The sequence below is a fragment of the Neisseria sp. HMSC15G01 genome (genome assembly GCF_001808255.1).
GTDB classification, from domain to species: Bacteria; Pseudomonadota; Gammaproteobacteria; order Burkholderiales; family Neisseriaceae; genus Neisseria; species Neisseria subflava_A.
Genome location: NZ_KV792669.1, coordinates 205711 through 228735, shown reverse-complemented (window position 1 = coordinate 228735; position 23025 = coordinate 205711). Strand labels below are relative to the sequence as shown.

Below are 23025 nucleotides of genomic sequence, written 5' to 3'. Positions count from 1 at the left end.
CCTTTACGCTGTCCGCCGAAATAGCTTTCGTCCAGCTCGACAGGGCCCTCGAAAACCTCATCGGCAGCCAAGGCCAAATGATAGTTTATAACCGTGCGGATTTTACGGTAGAACAGTGCTGCTGAATTGGGATGGATACCCAAAATATCGACTGCAGAACGGGCGGTAACTTCCAGTACAAAAAAACGGAGCAGTTCTTTCTGTGCTTTTTTCTTTAATTTGCAGTGCGTTATCTTCATATTTCGAGGGTAACATATCTGCTAATCTAGTACAGCCCCTAATTTAATTGTTCCTGCTAACATAACTAACCTCAGTTAGCTAAGGAAGGAGATGAAATATTTAGTCTTGTCAGATTAGCACACTATCAATTTTCAGACGACCCTTTGTTATAATCCTCTCTTTACCTGAACATAAAACAGGCTGTCTTATGGAAGTCATCCAATATCCCAATTCTCCGTTTAAACTCCATCAGCCATTTCCTCCTGCCGGTGACCAGCCCGCTGCCATTGCCGGCTTGCTCGAAGGGCTTTCAGACGGCCTGGCCTATCAAACCTTGCTTGGTGTAACCGGTTCGGGTAAAACCTACACCATGGCGAACGTCATTGCTCAAAGCGGCCGCCCTGCTATCATCATGGCGCACAACAAAACCCTTGCCGCCCAGCTTTATGCAGAAATGCGCGAGTTTTTCCCCGAAAACGCGGTGGAATATTTCGTCTCCTACTACGACTATTATCAGCCTGAAGCCTATGTGCCCAGCCGCGATTTGTTCATCGAAAAAGACAGCGCGATCAACGAACACATCGAGCAGATGCGCCTTTCCGCCACCAAAAACCTGATGACGCGCGACGACGTGATTATCGTCGCCACCGTGTCCGCCATTTACGGTATCGGTGACCCGACCGAATATCAACAAATGGTGTTGTCCGTCAAAGAAGGCGATACCATCGAGCAGCGCGACATCATTGCCACACTCGTTTCCATGCAGTACGAACGCGGTGATTTGGACTTCAAACGCGGCAGCTTCCGTGTACGCGGCGACGTGATTGACGTGTACCCTGCTGAAAGCTCCGAAAACGCCTTGCGCATCAGCCTGTTCGATGACGAAATCGACCGACTCGATATGTTCGACCCGCTTTCAGGCAGCCTGCACCAACGCGTCGGCCGCTACACCGTCTTCCCATCCAGCCACTACGTTACCCCGCGCGACACCGTCTTGCGCGCCTGCGAGTCCATCAAAGAAGAATTGCGCGAACGCATTGAATTTTTTGCCCGCGAACAACGCCCTGTCGAACAACAACGCATTGAACAGCGCACCCGCTTCGACCTCGAAATGCTCTACGAAATGGGCTTCTGCAAAGGCATCGAAAACTACTCCCGCCACTTCTCCGGAAAAAAAGAAGGCGAACCGCCGCCCACGCTGATGGACTACCTGCCCGACAACGCTATCATGTTCATCGACGAAAGCCACGTTACCGTCACCCAAATCGGCGGCATGTACAAAGGCGACGCATCGCGCAAGCAAAACCTCGTGGACTACGGCTTCCGCCTGCCTTCCGCCCGAGACAACCGACCGCTCAAGTTCCACGAATTTGAAAAAGTCATGCCGCAAACCATTTTCGTTTCCGCCACCCCCGCCAAATACGAAGAAGAACACGCCGGACAAGTAGTCGAACAAGTCGTCCGCCCCACCGGGCTGGTCGATCCCCAAATCATCATCCGCCCCGTCGCCACCCAAGTTGATGACTTAATGAGCGAAATCAACGACCGCATCCAAAAAGGCGAACGCGTGCTCGTTACCACCCTCACCAAACGCATGGCGGAACAACTCACCGACTATTACAGCGAACTCGGCATCAAAGTGCGCTACCTGCACAGCGACATTGATACCGTAGAGCGTGTTGAAATTATTAGAGATTTGCGGCTCGGATTGTTTGACGTACTCGTCGGCATCAACCTCTTGCGCGAAGGCTTGGACATCCCCGAAGTCTCCCTCGTCGCTATCCTCGACGCTGACAAAGAAGGCTTCCTGCGCTCCCACCGCAGCCTGATTCAAACCATAGGCCGAGCCGCGCGCAACGTGAACGGTGTCGCCATCCTGTACGCCGACAAAATTACCGATTCCATGAAAGCCGCCATCGATGAAACCGAACGCCGCCGCGAAAAACAGATTAAATTCAACGAAGAACACGACATCGTGCCGCAGCAGATTAAAAAACAGGTCAAAGACATCATCGATGGCGTGTACCACGAAGAAGACAGCGGCAAAGGCCGTCTGAAAGGCAAAAACAAAGTCAAAGTCGGCGAGATTCACAATGAAGAAGACGCGATTAAAGAAATCGCCAAACTGGAAAAAGCCATGCAGCAGGCAGCTAGGGATTTGCAGTTTGAAGAAGCGGCTGTGTTGCGGGATAGGATTCGGGGGATTAAAGAGAATTTGTTGTTTTAACTGTGCTATACTTTCAAAAATGTTATTTCTCACAATAAATACCTTATTTATGGATGATAAACAAAATGCATGGTTATAATGATTATCCACCACATTTGTTTTATAAAGGGACAGTAAAAATATCTGTTATTTTGGAGCAAGCGCAAAGAGATACAAATGGTATAAATAAACTTAATAAAGTTCACGAGTTATTTGGAACGCCCGCTGTTGGGCTTGTTGCTAGGATTCGTAGATACATAAATGGGGAAGCTTTAAAAATGCCAGAAGCAATAAATAATGAAAAATATCCATTTAAAGCAATTAAATATGCTCACTGTACCGATTGGGATAAATTCAATGAAGAAAATGGTTCTATTAATGATTTAGCTCATTTACGTGCTTATTTTTGGGATTGCAACCCATATGGTGAGGAACTAATGTGTATTACACATTTTTTGAGAAAACAAACAGAAAAATTACATCCAAAAGATACAGAAATTTCTTTGCAAGAAAAAGATAAATTCGAAAAAAATGGATTCAGTTATGAAGACTAACGTACTAGCTTTAAGTAGTAGAAGTGAATTTGATCAAGCAGTATATCAAGAAGATATTCTTATTGAATTGTCAGAAAGACTGGCTCTAGAGATGGAATATGCCCAAATCCAACCTGAGGAATTGCAAAAACTGTTAGGGAAAAATGAGGCATATGTGACAGGTTTATTGGAGGGCTTTGCTAATATTAGATTAAAAGAATTGGCAGATATTTTTTCTGTTTTTAATAAATATGTTAAGCTTATGCCTGCTTATGAAGGTCAAAAAGTTTGCTATTTAGAAGATAGTAAATTTAATACCGTGAAGTTAAATATTAATCCTGAGGTAAAGATAGCTGAAGACTTTAGAAATTTCTCCATTATAAAACATAATGATAACACGCAAACGATATCAAAATTAGTTAATGTTACAGTTAATAATAATTTTAGTTGCAACTCTGAGTTTCAGGGAATTTTAGAAAGTCAGTATATTGGAAATTCATTACCAAATAATCAGCATCAAATTCAAGATATTATCTGTGGAAACAATTCTTTGGTGAGTAATGTAAAATGAATGATATTAAATTATCAAATAAATCAATATTTTTTAAAGATTTATTTTATAAAACATCCTTAGACTCAATATCAAGAGATGATATTGGCGGTGGAGAAATGCAAATTCTTGCACAACCACAAATAGAAAAGAAATCTGATACAGAGTTTAAAGTTACTGCAATTGCAGATGTGTCTAGCACAAGCAAAGAGTTCATTTTAACAGCGTCTATTTGGGTTAAATTTGAATTTAGCTTGGTGCATGCAGAGTTACCAGATGATGCAAAAATAAAAAATGTTGCACAAGAAATCTTTGAAGATTTAGTTTATAAATTTATTCAGGAGTTCACAGAACGAACGCCTTTTCATATGACTACTAGCAAGCCGTAGCCTGTATCTCCACCAACCACGTTGCGTGGTTGCGCCATACTCTACTTGCAGGTGGCACAAAATTTAAAACCGACGTGTAGTGTATGTGCGGTACGCACGCACGCGTTCTTTTCCGTTCAAACCATTATTTCAAACTTTCAGAAGACCTCAAATGTCGTCTGAAAACTTTTAGAATAAAGGCCGTCTGAAATCCAGTTTTCAGACGGCCTGATTTTTTCTTAATTCAAAGTGTTAGCAGTCAAACTCTGCAATTACCGGTGTGTGGTCGCTGGGGCGTTCTTGGGCACGGGTTTCTAGGTCGACAGTGACGTCGGTAAGGGTGGCGGCGAGTTCGGGGCTGCTGAGAATGTGGTCGATGCGCAGGCCGAGTTTGCGTTGGAACATGGCGCCGCGGTAGTCGAACCAGGTGTAGAACGCGCCTTCTGGGTGGATTTTGCGTAGGCTGTCGGTCAGGCCAAGGTCGAGCAGGTTTTTAAACCATTGTCTTTCGATGGAGGAACAATGGATTTTTTCGTGCCATTTTTCGGGGTCGTAGCAGTCGGCATCGGCCGGGGCGATGTTGAAGTCGCCGAGCAGGACGAGTTTGGGGTGTGCGGCCATTTCGGCGCGGACGAATTCGGTCAGTGCGGCAAACCATTGTTCTTTGTATTGGAATTTTGGGCTGTCCAGGGCTTCGCCGTTGACGCAATAGACGTTGATGACGCGCACGCCGTTGATGGTGGCGGCGATGACGCGGCGTTGCGGGTCGTCGGGGAGGGCGGGAAGGCCGCAATGTACGTCTTGCGGCTCGTGGCGGCTGATGATAGCGACGCCGTTGTAGGTTTTTTGGCCGCTCCAGACGCAGTGCCAGCCCATCATTTGCAGGGCGGCTGCCGGGAATTTGTCTTGATCGAGTTTGAGTTCTTGTAAGGCGAGTATGTCGGCTTGGTGGTCGGCTAGCCAGTTTTGTACTTGGGGCAGGCGGACGTTGAGGGAATTGACGTTCCAAGTAGCGATTTTCATGATGTTTCCGTGTGTGCTGTTGGGTGGGAAGGCGGCGGATTGCGCCTGTGGGCATGGGCGGTATTGTAGCGGATTGGTTTATTTTTCGATATGGGCTGAAAGTGGCAGGCCGTCTGAAAGCTGATGTTTCAGACGGCCTTGTTGTTGTGATATGGAATTATTTGTTTATTCGGCTTGGTCTTTGAGCGTGCGCAGGGTATTGAGGATGGTGGTGGCTTCTTCGGAGATGATGCGGTATTCGATGATGCGGTGGTAGCGTGTGAAATCGATGATGCCTTCGGTGCGCAGGCGTGCGAGGTGGTTGGCGATGCCGGTCGGGGAGGAGTCGAGCGCTTGTGCCAGTTCGGTAATGCTGCGGTCGCCGTTAAGCAGCAGAAAAAGGATGGCCATGCGTTCGGGGTTGGCAATCAGTTTGAGAATGGTAGAGAGACGCTTGATTTCCATATTATTGTTCCTTTTGTCTGTTATATGAATGCTTGATTTGGGTTAAATTTGGATGATTGTAGTTTTTATTAAGATTAACCTTATAATTCAAACTCTTACCTTGCAGTGTACACGGTTTTGTAAAATTTGAGGGCATTGTTTTGCAATTTTTTGTTCATTTTCGATATTTTGCTTCGGTTGCAAAAATGGATTGAAAAGAGACGAAAAGGCCGTCTGAAATGTTCCGTTGCAGATGATTTTGCTGACGGATGTTTCAGACGGCCTTTGATTTGGCTTTAAGTTGTTTTTTCTTTTATGTTTGTTTTGAATCAGCCGATTGATTGTTTTTAAACAAACAACTAGGTTTTATGATTCTATGCTTAGGACTACACGCCAAAGGCTTGTCAGATGCTTGGACGTGTTGTCGAAATGCGACTACTTTTTCTTCCAGCCTGCGGTCATGGCGAAGGTGATGGGGTCGTAGTATTTCGGCAGCTTGGACGGAATGCCTACATCGTTACGGTACACGACGCGGTAGCGGTCGGCGAACCAGTTTGGAACGATGGTGTATTGGTGGCGGATCAGTCGGTCGAGCGCGCGCGAGGTGGTTTGTAGCTCTTGGCGGTTGGTAAAGCTGTTGAAATGGGTCAACAGTTTTTCAACCGCAGGATGACAGACACCGGATAGGTTGCGGCTGCCTTCGGTTTTGGCGGCGGCGCAGCTGAAGTAGTCGTATTGCTCGTTGCCGGGGCTTTCGCTGTTGCCGTAGTAGCCGGTGGTCACGTCAAAATCGAAGTCGTTCATGCGTTTTTGGTACACGGCGGAGTCGGCGGTGCGCACGTTCATGGTAATGCCGATTTTGGCGAGGTCGCTCTGCCATTTGGAGGTAATGCGTTCGTAGTTTTTGCTTGGTGCGAGGAATTCAAAGGTCAGCGGTTTGCCTTGTTTGTCGACTGCTTTGCCGTTTTTGTATTGATAGCCGCCTTTTTCAAGCAGGGCGCGTGCTTTGAGCAGGTTCGGGCGCACGCCCAGTTTGGGGTCGGTAACCGGCGGCATAGGGACGTCTTGATCCAATACGCCGTCGGGCAGCTTGGTACCCAATGATTTGAGCAATGCGGTTTCCGCGCTGTCCGGCTTGCCGGTTGCGGCCATGGTGCTATTGGTAAAGAAGCTGTCGGTGCGGCGGTATGCGCCGTAGAAGATGCGGCGGTTGACGCTTTCGTAGTCGAAGCTTTCAATCAAGGCGCGGCGGACGTAAATATTGTCCAAGGGCTTGTGGCGCATATTGATGACGAAGCCTTGCATGCCGGCTGTGCTGTTTTGTATCCATTCGTGTTTGGACAGATTACGTTTTTTGAGGACTTCGTCGGAGTAGGCGCGCGCCCAGTTGCGGGCGACGTTTTCTTGTACGAAGTCATATTGGCCGCCTTTCAGCCCTTCGATGCGGACAACTTCGTCTTTGACGTATTTGATGCGGATGTGGTCGTAGTTGTAGCGGCCTTTGCGTACGGGCAGATTTTGCGCCCAGTAGTTTTTGTCGCGGACAAACTCGCTGATGCGGCCGTTTTCAGCTTTGGCAAAACGGTAGGGGCCGGAGCCGATCGGCAGGCTGTTGGGTGCGGCGGCCAGGCCTTTGGGATAGCTTTTATGCGAGAAGACGGGCAGGCTGCCGAGAATCATGTGCAATTCTGAGTTGCGCTGTTTGAAGCGGAACACGACGGTGCGATCGCTGGGCGTTTCCACTTTGTCCACGTCGCTCCAGTAGAAGTGGTACATGGGGGCGGCAGCTTTGTCTTTGGTCAGGATGTTAAATGAAGCGGCAACGTCTTTGGCCAAAACGGGGTCGCCGTTGTGGAATTTGGCTTTAGGGTTGATTTTGAAGGTAACGGAAAGGCCATCCGGCGCCAGGGCGATGTCTTCGGCAATCAGGCCGTAAACGGCGTAAGGTTCGTCCATGCTTTGCTCGGTCAGGGTGTCGAGCGTCAGCATGCTGATGCCGTATTCGTGGTTGCCTTTGAGGGTAAAGGGATTGAGCGTGTCAAAAGCACCGAGGAAAGGCGTGGTAAACGAGCCGCCTTTGGGAGCGTTGGGATTGACGTATTCGAAAGCGGTGAAGTTGGCCGGATATTTCGGTGGTTGGCCAAGGCTTACGCCGTGGGCGGCAAAAGCGGCAGATGGAATCAGACCGAGCAGCGAGAGTAGGGCTGGTGTTTTCATCTATTTTTCCTTGTAGGTTGAATGTAGTATTCAGTAGTGTGCTGATTATAGCAAAGGCCGTCTGAAACTTGATATTTTTGCTTTCAGACGGCGTCAGGTTTAAGAGGATTGTTTTTTCGTATGGGCACTGAACTCGGCCAGCGTCATGTTCAAGGTTTCCAAGCAGGGCTGCATAATGTGATCAACCGTTTGATTGACCTTGTCTTTATTAAGCGTTTGCGGACGGTAGACAAAGAGTTTGAACAGCTCAGCCAAGTCGATGGACTCCGCTCCCATTTTCAAGACCCAGCCCTGACGGCCGGAATAGACATAACCGTGTCGCGCCAGCTTTTCCAAAAGCTCGCCCAATTCATCGAAGCCCATATTGATATGCCGTCTGAACTCCTGCACCGGCAATGCCTTGCCACTTTGTTGGGCAGAGTCGAGCAGCAGCAGGATTTTCAATACATCATCAAAGCGGCCGCGCGCATCCAGACTGCGGCGGAACGCTTCGCCGCGCCAGTAGGACAGGGACGAGGTCAAAACCGCGCCGCCCAATACCAGCGTCCACAACAGGTTGAGCCACAACAGGAAAAACGGTACCGCGGCAAATGCGCCGTAAATTGATTTGTAGCCGTCAAAGTTGCCCATGTACCAAGCGAATAAAAAGCGTGCCGTTTCCAAGCAAAACGCCGTTACAGCCGCGCCGACCAAAGCATGGCTTGCCGGTACGAAACGGTTGGGCACAAAGCGGTATAAACCCCACAGCAGCACCGTAATAAATGAAACCGTAGTGATAACCCTCAGCCATTCCGAGCCGCCCACTACTTGCACCTGACCGATTACGACCGACAAGCCTACACCCAAAGACAAAGGTCCAAACGTCAGCAACGCCCAATACACCAAAAACTGCATCATCCAAGGCCGTTGCGAATTGACGCGCCAAATCCGGTTGAACGCATTGTCTATCGTCCGAATCAGCATCAGCGAGGTTACGACCAACATCACACTGCCGATCGCCGTCAGCTTGGTGGCCTTATCGCGGAACGCATTGATGTAGTCAAACACCATATCCGCGCCCTGCGGCACAATGGTGCGGTTGATGAAAGAGACAAATTCCCCCGACCATTGGTCGAAAACGGGGAAGGCCGAAGCGATGACGACCATCACCGTCAACACGGGCACCAAAGCCAAAAGCGTCGTAAACGTCATGCTTGCCGCCACCTGCGGCACACGCTCCTCATCAAAACGGCGCACGACAAACCAAGCGAACGCCACGCCTTTACTCTTTAAAAAACCTTGCCACCATTGCGAAAACGGCATAACCTTTTCCCACTTTTGAATTGAAATTTCTTCTTTTCAGACGGCCTGAGTATTTAAAAGGCCGTCTGAAACCTGACAGCATTGTAACGGAAACCCCAAATGAACCCAAATCCCCTGAAAATCCTCGTCCTCTTTTATTCCCAAAACGGCAGCACGCGCAACCTTGCCCGCCAAATCGCACGCGGTATCGAAAGCGTGGACGGTTGCGAAGCCGTATTGCGTACCGTGCCCAAAGTTTCCACCGTTTGCGAAGCCGTTGAAAAAGCCATTCCCGACGAAGGTGCACCATACGCGACTGCCGACGACCTCAAAAATTGCGCCGGCCTTGCGCTCGGCAGCCCGACACGTTTCGGCAATATGGCCGCAGCGATGAAATACTTTATCGACGGCACCATTCCCCTTTGGCTCGGCGCAGAACTCGTCGGCAAGCCTGCCACCGTATTCACCAGCACATCTTCGCTGCACGGAGGCCAAGAAAGCACCTTGCTGACCATGATGCTGCCCCTGTTGCACCACGGCATGGTCATCAGCGGCATTCCATATACCGAGTCCGCGCTCAGCAATACCCAAAGCGGCGGCACGCCTTACGGCGCAAGCCATGTTTCCGGACACGATAGCAAGCCGGCATTGACTGCCGAAGAAAACGATATTGCCTTTGCTCAAGGTAAACGTTTGGCAGAATTGGCACGAAAATTGGCAGACTGATTGCCTTATCATAAAAAGATTAAGGCCGTCTGAAAACCTGATGATATCGGTTTCAGACGGCCTTTTAGTTAATTGGGACTAGATTGAAAATAAATATTTTGAATTAAACGAAATACTTAGAAAATAATGATTAAAACATAGTTTCATCGGGCTACATCTTTTTGATAGAATCTGCGACCAAATTGAAAGATAAGCTAATTGGAGAGGCTATGTCACTACCTGTATTTCCCTATGGCAAATTAAGCTTTGCCGTCAGTCTGGCGCTGTGTTCGGCGTATTCTTTCGCGACCGAAGTAGAAAATACCCAGCCGCAAGAGCGTGTCGATTTACCGACAGTTACCGTCCAAGGTGTCGGAAAACAGACTACTTCCAACTACACCATTCCCGCATCTTCCGCCGCAACAGGCATCCGCCTGACCCAACGCGAAACGCCGCAGTCTTTGTCCGTCGTTACCGAAAAACAAATGGACGACCAAGGTTTGGATACCTTGCAGGACGTGTTGAAACAAACGCCGGGCGTGTTCCACAGCAAAATGGGCAACAACGTCTCCGGCCACAGCCAATTTATTTCGCGCAGTCAGGCGATTGACAGCATTTCCGTGGACGGCGCGCCCAAATTCCTTTACGACAGCAAAGCCATCCGCCGCGGCACCAACAATCTGGACAGCACATTGTACGAACAAGTCGTCGTCGTGCGCGGCGCAAGCGGTTTGTCCAACGGCGGTATGGGCGAGCCGGGCGGTACGGTTGCTTTGGAACGCAAAAAACCGACTGCCAAACCTGCCGTCAGCGTGGAAGCCGGTGTCGGTTTGTGGAACCACTACCGCTTCGTCCTTGATGCCAATCATCCTCTGAATGCAGACAATACCTTGCGTGGGCGCGCTATTTTGGTTAGCGACCATGGAGGCGATTACCTGCCGAACACATCGCGCCATAATCACACTTTCTACGGCACTTTGTCTTACGATATCACGCCGCAAACCCAATGGCGCCTCGGTACGGAAATACACCGTTTCCGCAATACCGGTAGCTCGCGTTTCAGCTATCTGACTGTGGCAGGAAACCGCGACGACGGCTTCAAGCCGTTTGAATCTTCACCGCGCAACAATTCGTCTGCACGCTGGGCATACGGCAAAGACAACAGCGCCGAAGTATTCACTTCCCTCAGTCATGAGTTTGCCAACGGCTGGAGGTTGACGGGCGATTACAGCTATCTGACAGGTAAAAGCGACATCGTTTCAGGCATTGCCGGTACATTTGAAATCAATCCCGATTACTCTGCACTTTTCACTTCAGACCGCGACCGCAGCAAATACCGCGATCAAGATTTCTCGCTGACTTTGGATGGCGACTATCCCGCTTTCGGCCGTTCGCATGAATTCAATGCAGGCATCAGCTACCAAGGCAACCGAGAAAACCTGTCTTTCTATAAGGAAGGCGAATCGATTATTCCTGATTTGCGCCAATTTAACGGCAATGTTGCGCAGCCCGATATGCCGTATTTGCGCGACGGTTTTACCAATATGAAAAACCTGTCGGTTTACGGCTCAACCCGTTTCAAACTGACTGACCGATTTGCCCTGATCGGTGGTGCACGTTTTGTGGATTGGCGGTACCGTTACAGCACCAACCGCAACAAATTCGGTTACAGCAGCCACAAACAAAACGTTTTCATTCCTTATCTGGGTACGACCCTCGATATTGGTGAAAACTTAACTGCCTACGCGTCTTACACCACCATCTTCCGTCCGCAAGTGCGTTACCTGACCAAAGACGGCGCGGCGCTCGAACCGCAACGTGGCAAAACCTACGAGACCGGTTTGAAAGGCTCATGGTTTGACGGTCGTCTAAATGCTTCTGCATCCGTCTTTATGAACAAACGCGACCATTTGGGCGTTTATGCGGGTAGATTGCCAAACGGCGAAGAATACTACCGCTCTGCTGATAAAACGACGACCAAGGGCTGGGAACTCGCCGTCGGCGGACGCTTGAGCGACAGATGGCTGCTGAATGCATCTTATGCACGTTCCAAAATCAAAGACAGCGAAGGCAAGCAACTGCATCCGTCTTATCCGGTTCATTTGTTCAAACTCTTTACCGCGTATGACGTGACCGACCGTTTGAACGTGGGTGCCAACGTCAACTGGCAAAGCCGCAGCCACACGCTGGACGAATACCCTGCAGACATCAATCCAGCCGCCGCGGCCGCGTTGACCCAACGTCCATACGCAACGCTCGATTTGACCGGTCATTACAAAATCGGCAAATCCACCCGCATCAGTTTGGACTTTGAAAACGTGTTTAACAAACGTTATCGCACCATGCCGGATATTCACGTTTACGGCACGCCGCGTAGTGTGACTGCAACGGTTAAACATACGTTTTAATTGAATAGCAGAAGTAGGACAGGCCGTCTGAAAACCTAAATTATCGGGTTTTCAGACGGCCTTTTGTTTATATCTTAAACTTGCAAAAACCGTCTGTTTGTTTTATAAATGCAAACCATTATTATTCAAATGGTAAGGTTATGTAATGAAAAAGAAAGCGATTGCCTGTGTAATAGGGGCGGTTTTTTCCGGACAGTTATATGCGGCTCAGATGCCGGTGGCTCAGGCAGAAATAGAGCCTGTGGTGGTTACGGCCGACCGCAATGCGCAAACCTTGGATAAAGCCGCGCCGAATGTGTCGGTTATCGGACGCAAAACCTTGAATCAAGCCTCGGCACAGAATTTAGACGATATCGTGATGTATGAATCCGGCGTCAGCGTGCCGTCAGACAACAATCGCCGCGGTCATGCTGGTATCAATATCCGAGGCATAGACGGCAACCGCATTCTGATGATGGTGGACGGCGTACGCATTCCTGAATCTTATGCAGGCGGTGGCTCCAACGGTGCGATTTCGGGACGCGATATGGTCGAAAGCGACACGCTTAAGCAGGTCGATATTGTCAAAGGCCCTTATTCCGCACTGTACGGTAGCGACGCGCTCGGCGGTGTGGTGAATATGGTGACGCTCTCTCCGAGTGATTTCGTCGATGAAGGCAAACGCGGGCATTTCGGTTTGAAACACGGCTACCGCAGCCGCGACCGCAGCCATGGCGTGACGGCGACTGTGGCAGGTTTCCATGAAAACGCTGAAGGTCTGCTGATGCTGACGCGCCGTCAAGGTCATGAAACCGAAAACATGGGCAGCGATACCAGCTACTCGACTGCGCGTACTACCACCAACCCTCAGAAAAACAATGCCTACAATGTCTTGGCGAAAGGTAATATCGGCAACGAACGCCACCGCTTTGAAACTTTGTACGAACAGTATTACCACGCCAACGATACCGTATTGGCAAACGGCTTGGGTTCGCAATCGCGCGGGCCGGTAACCATCGCAACATCCGAGAGTAATGCTCGCGACCGTATCCGCCGTCAACGTATCGAAGCGGGCTACCGCTACGCTGGCGAAGGCCGTCTGAAAGAAGCCAACCTGACTGCCTATCAGCAAAAACTGCGTACGGAAGACGATGCCGTCGATGCGAGCATTACGCGTATGGGCGCGCGCCAATTAGGTAACTCGACCCGTTATTCCGACTACGGTTTCAATCAGACCATACGCGGACTGAACGGGCGCGGCGTGTGGGAATTTGACGGCACGGTCAAACAAACCGTCGTTGCCGGCGCCGAATACAAACACACCGAGACCGCCCGTCCGCGCGACAGCCTGACAGTGGACAATCTGACCGGCACCGTCAGCAAAACCTATGCGGGCAGCACCTATCCGAATAAAACTTTCCCCGACAGCAAACGCAAAACGTTCAGCGTTTACGCACAAGACAGCCTGACCTTCGGCAACGGCATCGTCCTGACCCCGGCCTTGCGTTACGAAAAAGACAAGCTGAACACGTCGACCGACCAAGCCTATCTCAACGCCAATCCCGGCGGAACAGCGACGCGCTTCAACGATTCCGCGCTTACACCCAGCCTGCGCCTGAGCGTGCCGATGGGTGAGCAGTTCACCGGTTTTGCCACTTATTCCCAAGGCTTCCGCACGCCTCCGTTTGACAGCGCGACCATGGCGTTTGCCAATACGACCTACGGCTATGCCGTCATTCCCAATGCCAACCTCAAATCCGAACGCTCCAACAGCTTTGAATTGGGGATGAAATTTAAAAACGAACGCGCCCGTGCGCAAGTCACCGCGTTCTACAACCGTTACCGCAACTTCATCAACCGCACTGAAATCGGTACCTCCACCGTTGGCAGACGCCCGATTATCCAATACCAATATCAAAACCTTGATCACGTCAAAACCTACGGTGCTGAAGCTTCTGCCGCCTACAAATTCCTGCCGGGCTGGCAAGTCTCCGGCAGCATCGCTTGGATGCGCGGTGAGCAGCAGGACGGCAAACCGTTGGATTCCGCTTATCCGCTCAACGGCGTTTTGGGTTTGGACTACACGCAGGAAAAATGGGGTGTCGGCACCAAGCTGCGCTGGTCGAAAAAACACAGCCGCGTCAGCAGCGACACTGTTTTTCAAGCGCCGGGTTATGGCGTATGGGATGTCGGCGCATGGTACAAGCCGTTTAAAAACCTCGAAATCGGCGCAAACATTTACAACGTCGGCAACAAAAAATACTGGCAGCACACAGACGTTGCCGGCATGAGCCGTACCAGTGTGATGGACTTGTACACCGAAACCGGTCGTAATTTCGCTGCGACCGTACAACTGAAGTTCTAATGTGATTCAACCGTTTTCAGACGGCCTGGAAAAACGATCAGGCCGTCTGAAAGCATACAACAAGGAAAAACAATGAAACTCAAACTCCTCCTGCTTTCCGCGTTTATTTCATTGGCCGGCACTGCACACGCGCAACGCATCGTCGTGTTGACCCCCGATACGGCAGACATCGTTGCCGCGCTCGGCGCATTGGACGAAATCGTCGGCCGCGATCAGACTGTTCAAAATCCGGCGTTGAAAAACAAGCCCAGTATCGGCATTCATCGCCGCCTGACGGTTGAACCGATTGTGGCCGCCAAACCCGACATTGCCATCGGTTCATGGATGGCGCAGCCTGCCGATATTTTTACCCACCTGCAAAAAGCAGGCATTAAAGCCGTCAATGTTGCGCCCGATGACAGCATCGCCGCCTATCCGCAAAGTATCCGCAACATCGGTCAGCTTATCGGCAAAAGCGCGCAGGCGGATAAGTTGGCCAGTAAGTGGCAGGCGGATATGAAACAACAGCCTTCCAGCGGCAAACGCTACCTCTTCAGCTACGACGGGCGCATCGTATCGGGCAAAAATACTGCCGCCGACGAAATTATCCGCCGCGCCGGCGGTATCAATGCCGCAGCCGCCATTGACGGCCTCAAACCGATGACGCGTGAGGCATGGATTGCGGCCAAACCCGACATCATCATTATTGCCGACCACAACACCGCCATGATAGGCAACGTCAAAACCTTTGCCGCACGCCCCGAAATCGCCGGCTCGCCTGCCGCGAAAAACGGCAAGATTTATTTGTGGAAGGCCAACGATATGTTTCGTTACGGGCTGGATACGCCGCAAGTGATTCAGCGTTTGCACGGTTTGGCGAAATAAACGCGCCTGTTTTGAAAACCCTTGCCCGATTTTTGTTTTCAGACGGCCTTGATTTGTTCCTTCTTGTTGAGGAGGTAAAACGGCTGTCTTAAAAATGCCGTCTGAAACCGTTCCTCAATCCGCTTAAACCGCATGATGTCATGAAACCGCATATCCTTACCCTCTGCCTGCTGCTTACTGCCGCCGCCGTTTATTTGTGCTGCGGCATCGGTTTTGGCGCGTGGGAGTCGCCGCTGGCGATGGATGAAACCGTCCGCCAAATCCGTTTACCGCGCATCTATACCGCGCTTTTGGTCGGGGCCGGTTTGTCCGCTTCGGGTGCGGCATTGCAGGCTTTATTTGAGAACTCGCTGGCTGATCCGAGTTTGATCGGGACGTCGGGCGGGGCGGCCTTGGGCGTGATTGTGTTATTGGCTCTAGGCGGTGGCGCGATGGGTGTACCGGCGGCGGCTTTTCTCGGTGCATTGGGTGTGTGCCTGCTGATTTTGGCGGTGCACAAACTGCTCGGCGGCGGTACTTTGGGATTGCTGGTGTTGGGTTTTGTGTTGAGTGCGTTTTCGGGCGCGGTGGTCAGCATGATTTTGTTTTTGTCTGACGATTTGGTATTGCGCAGCGCGACCACATGGCTGTCGGGCAGCCTTGCCGAAGCCGGTTTCTCATCGCCTGTTGCGGCAATTGCGGTCATGTTGCCCGGTTTTCTGATTTTGTTGTCGGCAGGCAGGCGGCTGGACGTTTTGATGACAGGGGAAGACACGGCTGCCAGTATGGGGGTATCAGTTGGGGCATTGCGTGTGCAAACCGTAATCGGCGCGGCATTGATGACGGGAGCGGCGGTATCGCTTTCGGGCATCATCGGTTTTCTCGGCATGATGATCCCCAATGTGCTGGCGCAAACCGTCGGCGGCAGCCGCCGCAAACTGATTGCGCTGTCGGCTTGGTTGGGCGCAGTATTTTTGATGGTGGTGGACGGTGCGGCGCGCTGGCTAACATACCCTGTCGATCTGCCGGTCGGTATCGTGATTGCCTTATTGGGCGGACCGTTTTTTATGTATTTGTTTATCAAGCCTTTGAAAAGCCGTTGATGCCTAAACAGGCCGTCTGAAACTTCATTGCCCCATATCTTTTGCCATGCACACCTTATTTCAAATCTGTAATCTTTCCGTCCGCGTCCAAGACAAAACCCTGCTTGAAATCGATCAACTGGATATACCTCACGGCATGACCGTCATTATCGGCCCGAATGGTGCGGGCAAATCTACTTTACTGCGTGCCTTAATCGGGCAAACAGGGCAGGGGGGAATCACGCTTTTCGGTGAGGCCGTTGCGCCGCAAATCCGCGCGGGCAGGGTGGCGTGGGTCGGGCAGCATGGCCGTTACAACATGCCGATGACCGTACGCGAATACATTGCGTTGGCGTCATTCGTACAAAAAGGCCGTCTGAACCATGAATGGGCGGACGAGTTGCTCGATTATTTTGATTTGACGGCCTTGGCGGATAAGCGCATCGGCAAGCTCTCAGGCGGCGAACAGCAACGCGCCAACATCATCCGCGCCCTGTTGCAAAACGCGCCGGTCTTGCTTTTGGACGAACCGTGCAACCATCTCGATATCCGCCACCAACATCGCCTGATGCAGTATTTGGTCGGGCATTCGAACCGTGCTTCATCAATGATGGTATTGCACGATTTAAACCTCGCCGCGCGTTATGCGGAACATATTATCTTGATGAATAAGGGAAAAGTAGTTGCATCAGGCAAGGTGGGCGAAGTGATGCGCCCCGACTTGCTTGAATCGGTTTACGGTTGGCAGATACGCCGTTGCGAAGATGAAGCAGGGTGTTATTTCAGAAGCTGAGCGCCTAAAGGCCGTCTGAAAAACGATAAAGAAAATTTATTTTATCGTTCAAAAATAAAACGAGATGGGACGATGTCCCCGGCTTGAAGAACCAGATTTTGCGCATTTCACAAGTAACATGCCGATTTCCATCAAATAGAAATACATTTAATTATTTATAGAATACAATATATTAAAATAATACTTATTTTTAATTACACAAAAATATTGACAAGAAAACGATGATAGTTATTTAATATAACAATATTATTGATAACTTTTATTAATCATTATCATGGTACAGCAGCTTGTTTGGACTCCGAAACAATCCGCACCCAAGGCATTTCCCGAACGTCAGGCATTAATGCCCGTTTGGGGCGGCGTTCCAATGCCGCGTCCCCAGTGGCAGAACATTTGGAAGAAAAAGCTTCCCCATGCTACCGATGTGGACGCGCTTGCTTATCTGCATATTCCATTTTGCGCCAACCATTGCGTTTTTTGCGGCTTCTACCGTAATGCGTGGAAGGACAGCCAAAGCAGCGTGTACACCGACAAAATTATCGAAGAAATGGCCGCTGAAGCCGAAGTCCGTACAGGCAAGGGCAAAATCCGAGCCGTTTATTTCGGGGGCGGTACGCCGACCGCGTTGCTTACGGAAGACCTTGTCCGCCTGATTCGTGCCTGCTACCAATATTTGCCTCTTGCCGAAGACTGCGAGTTCACTATCGAAGGGCGCATGAGCCATTTCGATTTGGAAAAAGCACAGGCTTGTCTCGAAGCAGGCGCCAACCGCATTTCCATCGGCGTGCAAACCTTCAATACCGCCATCCGCCGCCGTCTCGGCCGCAAACACAGCGGCGACGAGGCGTTTGAATATTTGGCAAAATTGTGCGAACTCGATGCCGTGATTGTGGCCGATTTGATGTTCGGCCTACCCAATCAAACCGATGAAGTTTGGCAAAACGATATCGCCCGCGCCACCGAGCTGCCGCTGTCCGGTTTGGATACGTATGCGTTCAATCTTTATCCCATGCTGCCCATCAATCGCATGATTGAAAAAGGCGCATTTCCGACACCGCCGGGCTTTGATATTCAGGCAGACCAATATGCCTACACGGTTGAAACACTGCTGGAAAAAGGCTGGGAACAGGTCAGCAACAGCCACTTCGCCTATCCCGGCCGCGGCGAGCGCAACCGCTACAATACCCTGATCAAATCCGACATTCCCTGTTTGGCGTTCGGCTCCGGCGCAGGCGGTAACTTCGGCGGTTTCAGCTATCAGGTGCAGGGCGATTTGGAGAGTTATCTTGCTACGCCGAAAGGCGAGAAAAACATCGCGTTTATGAGCGGCCATAGTCCAAATAAAGCACTGCTCAGCAAAGTTCAGCACGATATTGAAACAGGCCGTCTGAATCCATTATTGTTTGACGGCAACAAAGCAGCGCAAAAGCTGATTGCCCAATGGCAGGAAATGCAGCTTTTTAAAGAACCTGATTCAGACGGCATTATCCGTTTGAATACCAGTGGCCGTTATTGGTCGCCCACCCTTATCCGCAAACTCATGCTCACTCTTCCAACTCAAGAAAAGGATCAAACCATGCAAAAACTTTCAGCCGAACAACAAACCATGTTGCGTCAATCATTGGAAAAAAATCCCGGCCAAGTACTGGAAATGCTGGCAGCGCAAAACCAATGCAGTTTTGAAGACGTTATCCACTGCCTGCCTGAAGAGAACGTGCGCCAAACCGAAGGCAGCCGCATTGTCGAAATTCTCCAAGCCATCGCAGCATGGGATGAATCCGTTACCTTCATCGCCCACACCCCCGATGCCATCGTCGAAGTCAGCGGCAAACTGCCTAACGGCAAAGTCGGCCGCGGTTTCTACAACTTTGACCATCCCGAAACCGACGGTGGCGTACACGGCCACATCTACTATGAAAACTGCGCCTCCATCTACCTTTTGGAACGCCCGTTTATGGGTAAAGCCACTTGCTCGCTCAACTTTATCAACCGCAACGGCGGCGCCATGTTTAAAATTTTCGTCGGCCGCGATGAAGCAGGCGAGTTGAAACAACATCAAATCGAAGCCATGCGCAAACTGTTTGATGCCGCTTAAACGGTTTCAGACGGCCTGAAAATCCGTTCCTTGTTGCATAGAGGAGCGGATTTTCTAACAATAAACATCTACCATACAAAGGAACCCCAAACATGCAACTCATCTTCGGAGCCAACGGCCCGTCTGGCCGAGCCTATATCCGCACATTGACTGACTCAGCCGATACCGTCGCCGTATTGAGAAGGCCGTCTGAAGACAGCTTTTTTACCGAACACAATATTCAAACCGTCGTCGCCGATGCGCTTGATGCCGATGCGCTCGATAAAGCGTTGGCACAATACCGTCCCGATACCGTGATCAGTTTTGTCGGAGGCAAAAACGAAGAGGGCATCCGCAGCGATGCGCTGGGCAATATCAACATTATTGCCGTTACGAAAGCCGTCAATCCGCAAGCCCGCTTTGTACTGATTACCAGCATGGGCTGCGGTGAACAATGGGACATGATGAGCGAGCCGTTCAAACAGGCACTCGGCGAAGCCGTCCGTGCCAAAACGGAAGCCGAAATCTATCTCAAACAAAGCGGTTTGAATTGGACTATCCTGCGCCCCTGCGGCCTTGCCGATGGCGAAGATAATGCCTATACCTTGACACAAAATGCCCAAGAAATTCCGCAAAAATACATGACGCGCAACGGCTTGGCCGCTGCCGTTGCTGCCATTGTCGGCCAAGCGGACAGCAAGGGCGAAACGTATAGCGTTGGTGCGGCATAACCGGATTGAGTAGGCCGTCTGAAACTGTCTTTTAATTGTTTCAGACGGCCTGATTTTTTCTTAAAATACTGTTTTTATTCTGAATATGAGCAAAGAAATCAAAATAACAGACACAAAAAAGACCGGAACATATCCGGTCTTTTTTTATGGTTTAGCACTTAAGCTTGGTAACCTTTCGCTTCAGCAAGCAGGGCCAGCAATTCTTCAGTCGTATCCCAACCGATGCAGGCATCCGTAATACTTTGACCATAAACTTCAGGCTTGTCTTGACGGCCTTCAACCAAGTGGCTTTCCACCATCACGCCCATGATGTTTTCTTCACCGGCTTTCAGCTGCGCCGCAACATCGCGAGCTACATCCATTTGTTTGCGGAAGTCTTTACGGCTGTTGGCATGACTGCAGTCCACCATCAGTTTGCTGCTCACGCCGGCTTTTTGAAGCTGCGCAACCGCGTCTTTAACGTGCTCCGCGCTGTAATTAGGCTCTTTACCGCCGCGTAAAATCGCATGGCAATCAGGGTTGCCGCTGGTGTGGACAATCGCGGAATGTCCGGCTTTGGTTACAGACAGGAAGTGGTGCGGATGATTGGCGGCACCGATGGCGTCGATGGCGATTTTCAGATTGCCGTCCGTACCGTTTTTAAAACCGACAGGGCAGGAGAGGCCGCTGGCCAATTCGCGGTGTACCTGGCTTTCAGTCGTACGCGCACCAATCGCGCCCCAAGAAATCAGGTCGGCGTAGTATTGCGGCGTAATCATGTCCAAGAATTCAGTCGAAGCAGGCATGCCCATTTCGTTCAAAGTCAGCAACAACTGACGCGCTTGGCGCAGGCCGTAGTTGATGTCAAACGTACCGTCCAAGTGCGGATCGTTAATCAAACCTTTCCAGCCAACGGTTGTACGCGGTTTTTCAAAATACACGCGCATCACAATCAGCAACTCTTTCTCATATTTTTTGCGCAAGGTCAGCAATTTTTGCGCATATTCTACCGCCGCCTTAGTATCGTGAATCGAGCATGGGCCGATGATGACCAGCAAACGGTTGTCGCGGCCGTGAACCAAATCTGCAATTTCATGACGTGTTTTATAAACCAAATTGGCAACCTGAGGCGTAACAGGCAGCTCATACAAATGCGCGATTGGAGGGAGTAACTCTTTGACTTCTTTAATTTTAATATCGTCGGTAGGGTGGTGTTGGGACATGATGAACTCTCTTGTTTATTTTTGATACAGGTTACAGGTTTTAGCAGAATTAAACAAGGCTTGATTTTTTGTTTTAGCAATTTTATTCTAAAATTTCTTTATTTAAATTATTTTATGGAATTTAAAATCAGTTTATTTGTAAAAATTAATATTTAATGCTGATAAAAAATTTCATTTATATAATAAAGGGCTTTGAGTTTTTATCAAAATACAGGCCGTCTGAAAATGTTCAGACGGCCTGATTTTTTTGTAACGTTATGTAGTGTTGTACGTTACGTTGATAAAATGATATTGGCTTGGATTTTATCTATTTGATAAATATGAATTTAATAAGGCGTTGTGCCTTAAAAAATCTATTGATTCGGTATCTGTAAAAGTTTGAATCTGTCTTGTAAATCAGTATGCAGAACAGGCATTCTTGCTTTCTTCACAGATTGGTTCTGCTTGTCAGAACGTTTTGCTCAATTCGACAAACATTTTGGTTTTGCCGTATTCGTAGAACTTGTCGTTGCTCCATGTTTTGTTGTGGGCAATGGTCAGGCGTGGGGTGATGCCTTTGAAATGGAGGGCGCGATGCCATACGCTCAGGGAGGCGGAGGCTTCTTTGTCGCGGCGGTTTTGTTCGTTGCTGAAGAAGCTGGGGGCTTGGTAATGGCGTTGGGCGGCGCTGAGGCGTAGGACGGTGGAGAGGCCTTTGGGCCATTCTTGTCCCCATGTGGTGCGCAGGGCGTAGCGGTTGAAGCTGTCGCTTTTGTCGTCGCGGTTGCGTTCGCGGTAGAGGTCGATACCGGCTACCCAGTATTGGCGCGCGTTGCGGTAGTACACGATGGAGTTGCTGAGCAGTTGGCTGGTGTTGTTGGAATGCTCGCGGCGGCCGTTTTTCAGACGGCCTGCTTCAAATGCGCTGAGGGTTTGCAGCTTGGGTTGCCACCAATGGTTGTAGTGGAGCCGTGCGCCGTTGGTGTAGGTGTAGGGGTCGTTGCCGTAGAAGCGGCGTTCGTGGAACGGGGTAATGCCGATATCGTTGCGCTGGTCGGCATAGCCGATGCCTGCCGAAAAGCGTGTGGTGAGGTCGTTGTAGTTGGTGTGTTTGGGATAGATTTTGCCGTAATGGTCTGCGCCTGCCGTGGCATAGAAGCCGCGGGGCAGCGACCATTTTTTTTCTGCGCCGATTTGGTAATGGATGGCAGTGGCATCGATGGGTTCGGGGAATGTCCAGCCTCGGAAGCAGTCGTCGTCGGGATAGGCAAGGCGCACGGCGCGGCATTGTTCATCGCTCAGGTGGTTGCCCAGACGGCGTTGGCCGGGGGCTTGGTTGATGTTTTGTTCGCGCGTGATGTTCAGGCCGGCGTTGAATTGCCATGAGTCGCGTTCGCGCAGGGCTTTGCGGTAGGTTTCGATGCGTTCTTGCAAGGCAGGCGGGAGGGATTCGGTTTGTAGTTTGTCGAACTGGTCGGCTGCGGCTTCGTTTTGTTTGTCTTCAAACAAGGCGGTCGCAAGCTGCCAGCGGACGGCGGAGGCATCGGGTTGCTCGGCGATAAAGCGGCGGTAATGGCCGATGGCTTCGGCGGCGCGTCCTTCGGATTGGGCAAGCAAACCTTTGGCATAGCGTGCCATGGCGCGGTCGTGTTCTGGCCATTGTTCGTAAATGGGCAAAACGGCTTTGATGCCGGGGATGTTGTGGGCGACGACGGCGGAATACATGGCGCGTGCCAGTAATTCGGTGTTGGCAAGCAGGGTATCGGCATCGACGTTGATGATTTTTTCAGACGGCCTGTTTGTCTGCTCGGCAGGAATGTTGTGCGTTTCGGGTTGTTGGGGTTCGGCTGTGTTGACTTGAAGCTCGGGTTTCACATCAGGCGGCACATCGGCGGCGTGAAGGGAAAGGGGAAGGATGGCGAGGAGGAGCAGACGTTTTTTCATGGCAATGTTTGGGATGTTATCGGTATAAGTGGGCAGATTGTACAATGTTTTGAGTCGGAAATTTTACAAACCGAGTGCCATTATATCTGATAAAGATGAC

The 23025-nt window shown here is 50.4% G+C and carries 18 protein-coding genes and 1 pseudogene; 12 read left to right on the top strand and 7 right to left on the bottom strand.

Annotated elements, in window-relative coordinates:
• A pseudogene (locus HMPREF3139_RS03780) lies at positions 1-239 on the bottom strand (IS1595 family transposase); the annotation flags it as partial.
• A gap of 188 nt (positions 240-427) precedes the next feature.
• On the opposite strand from HMPREF3139_RS03780, the gene uvrB reads away from it, so the two are divergent.
• The 4 genes from uvrB to HMPREF3139_RS03760 all read left to right on the top strand — a co-directional run bounded on the left by uvrB (position 428) and on the right by HMPREF3139_RS03760 (position 3897).
• On the top strand, positions 428-2446 hold the full coding sequence (gene uvrB, locus HMPREF3139_RS03775; RefSeq protein WP_070460625.1) for an excinuclease ABC subunit UvrB: 2019 nt from the start codon (positions 428-430) through the stop codon (positions 2444-2446).
• 65 nt (positions 2447-2511) lie between these two features.
• The gene (locus HMPREF3139_RS03770) at positions 2512-2979 is read left to right on the top strand and encodes a hypothetical protein (RefSeq protein ID WP_107769084.1); all 468 of its coding nucleotides are present in this window, start codon (positions 2512-2514) and stop codon (positions 2977-2979) included.
• The gene (locus HMPREF3139_RS03765) at positions 2969-3529 is read left to right on the top strand and encodes a hypothetical protein (RefSeq protein WP_070460621.1); all 561 of its coding nucleotides are present in this window, start codon (positions 2969-2971) and stop codon (positions 3527-3529) included. The genes HMPREF3139_RS03770 and HMPREF3139_RS03765 overlap by 11 nt, the downstream gene beginning before the upstream one ends.
• Positions 3526-3897 carry a hypothetical protein gene (locus HMPREF3139_RS03760; protein WP_070460620.1) on the top strand — a complete coding sequence of 124 codons (372 nt, stop codon included), beginning with the start codon at positions 3526-3528 and terminating at the stop codon, positions 3895-3897. Before HMPREF3139_RS03765 ends, HMPREF3139_RS03760 begins: the two co-directional genes overlap by 4 nt.
• 231 nt (positions 3898-4128) lie before the next feature.
• Here the strand turns inward: HMPREF3139_RS03760 and xth are convergent, their stop codons facing one another.
• The 4 genes from xth to HMPREF3139_RS03740 all read right to left on the bottom strand — a co-directional run bounded on the left by xth (position 4129) and on the right by HMPREF3139_RS03740 (position 8841).
• Complete coding sequence (gene xth / locus HMPREF3139_RS03755; RefSeq protein ID WP_070460618.1) at positions 4129-4899, bottom strand: exodeoxyribonuclease III; 771 nt, start codon at positions 4897-4899, stop codon at positions 4129-4131.
• A 165-nt stretch (positions 4900-5064) separates the two neighbouring features.
• A complete protein-coding gene (locus HMPREF3139_RS03750; RefSeq protein WP_070460616.1) occupies positions 5065-5343 on the bottom strand; it encodes an ArsR/SmtB family transcription factor in 279 nt (92 codons plus the stop codon).
• A 414-nt stretch (positions 5344-5757) separates the two neighbouring features.
• Positions 5758-7539: an extracellular solute-binding protein gene (locus HMPREF3139_RS03745; RefSeq protein ID WP_070460614.1), complete on the bottom strand. Its 1782-nt coding sequence runs from the start codon at positions 7537-7539 to the stop codon at positions 5758-5760.
• 99 nt (positions 7540-7638) lie between these two features.
• Positions 7639-8841: a YihY family inner membrane protein gene (locus HMPREF3139_RS03740; protein ID WP_070460612.1), complete on the bottom strand. Its 1203-nt coding sequence runs from the start codon at positions 8839-8841 to the stop codon at positions 7639-7641.
• A 99-nt stretch (positions 8842-8940) separates the two neighbouring features.
• On the opposite strand from HMPREF3139_RS03740, the gene wrbA reads away from it, so the two are divergent.
• The 8 genes from wrbA (at position 8941) to HMPREF3139_RS03700 (ending at position 19800) form a co-directional block, all read left to right on the top strand.
• Positions 8941-9546, top strand: a complete 606-nt coding sequence (wrbA, locus tag HMPREF3139_RS03735) for an NAD(P)H:quinone oxidoreductase (RefSeq protein ID WP_004520937.1) — start codon at positions 8941-8943, stop codon at positions 9544-9546.
• A gap of 209 nt (positions 9547-9755) precedes the next feature.
• Positions 9756-11933 carry a TonB-dependent siderophore receptor gene (locus tag HMPREF3139_RS03730; protein WP_070460610.1) on the top strand — a complete coding sequence of 726 codons (2178 nt, stop codon included), beginning with the start codon at positions 9756-9758 and terminating at the stop codon, positions 11931-11933.
• 145 nt (positions 11934-12078) lie between these two features.
• The gene (locus HMPREF3139_RS03725) at positions 12079-14277 is read left to right on the top strand and encodes a TonB-dependent hemoglobin/transferrin/lactoferrin family receptor (RefSeq protein WP_070460608.1); all 2199 of its coding nucleotides are present in this window, start codon (positions 12079-12081) and stop codon (positions 14275-14277) included.
• 72 nt (positions 14278-14349) lie between these two features.
• Complete coding sequence (locus HMPREF3139_RS03720) at positions 14350-15141, top strand: heme/hemin ABC transporter substrate-binding protein (RefSeq protein ID WP_070460606.1); 792 nt, start codon at positions 14350-14352, stop codon at positions 15139-15141.
• A 140-nt stretch (positions 15142-15281) separates the two neighbouring features.
• Positions 15282-16223, top strand: a complete 942-nt coding sequence (locus HMPREF3139_RS03715) for a FecCD family ABC transporter permease (protein ID WP_070460603.1) — start codon at positions 15282-15284, stop codon at positions 16221-16223.
• 46 nt (positions 16224-16269) lie between these two features.
• Positions 16270-16995 (top strand): ABC transporter ATP-binding protein, encoded by a 726-nt coding sequence (locus HMPREF3139_RS03710; protein ID WP_070460601.1) that lies wholly within the window; start codon positions 16270-16272, stop codon positions 16993-16995.
• A 274-nt stretch (positions 16996-17269) separates the two neighbouring features.
• Positions 17270-19090 (top strand): heme anaerobic degradation radical SAM methyltransferase ChuW/HutW, encoded by a 1821-nt coding sequence (hutW, locus tag HMPREF3139_RS03705; protein WP_070460599.1) that lies wholly within the window; start codon positions 17270-17272, stop codon positions 19088-19090.
• 92 nt (positions 19091-19182) lie between these two features.
• Positions 19183-19800, top strand: coding sequence for an NAD(P)H-binding protein (locus tag HMPREF3139_RS03700; protein WP_070460597.1), 618 nt, complete (start codon positions 19183-19185; stop codon positions 19798-19800).
• Positions 19801-19958: 158 nt separating this feature from the next.
• Here the strand turns inward: HMPREF3139_RS03700 and aroG are convergent, their stop codons facing one another.
• Positions 19959-21002, bottom strand: coding sequence for a 3-deoxy-7-phosphoheptulonate synthase AroG (gene aroG, locus HMPREF3139_RS03695; protein WP_070460595.1), 1044 nt, complete (start codon positions 21000-21002; stop codon positions 19959-19961).
• A gap of 447 nt (positions 21003-21449) precedes the next feature.
• A complete protein-coding gene (locus tag HMPREF3139_RS03690; RefSeq protein WP_070460640.1) occupies positions 21450-22925 on the bottom strand; it encodes a surface lipoprotein assembly modifier in 1476 nt (491 codons plus the stop codon).
• Positions 22926-23025 lie beyond the last annotated feature (100 nt).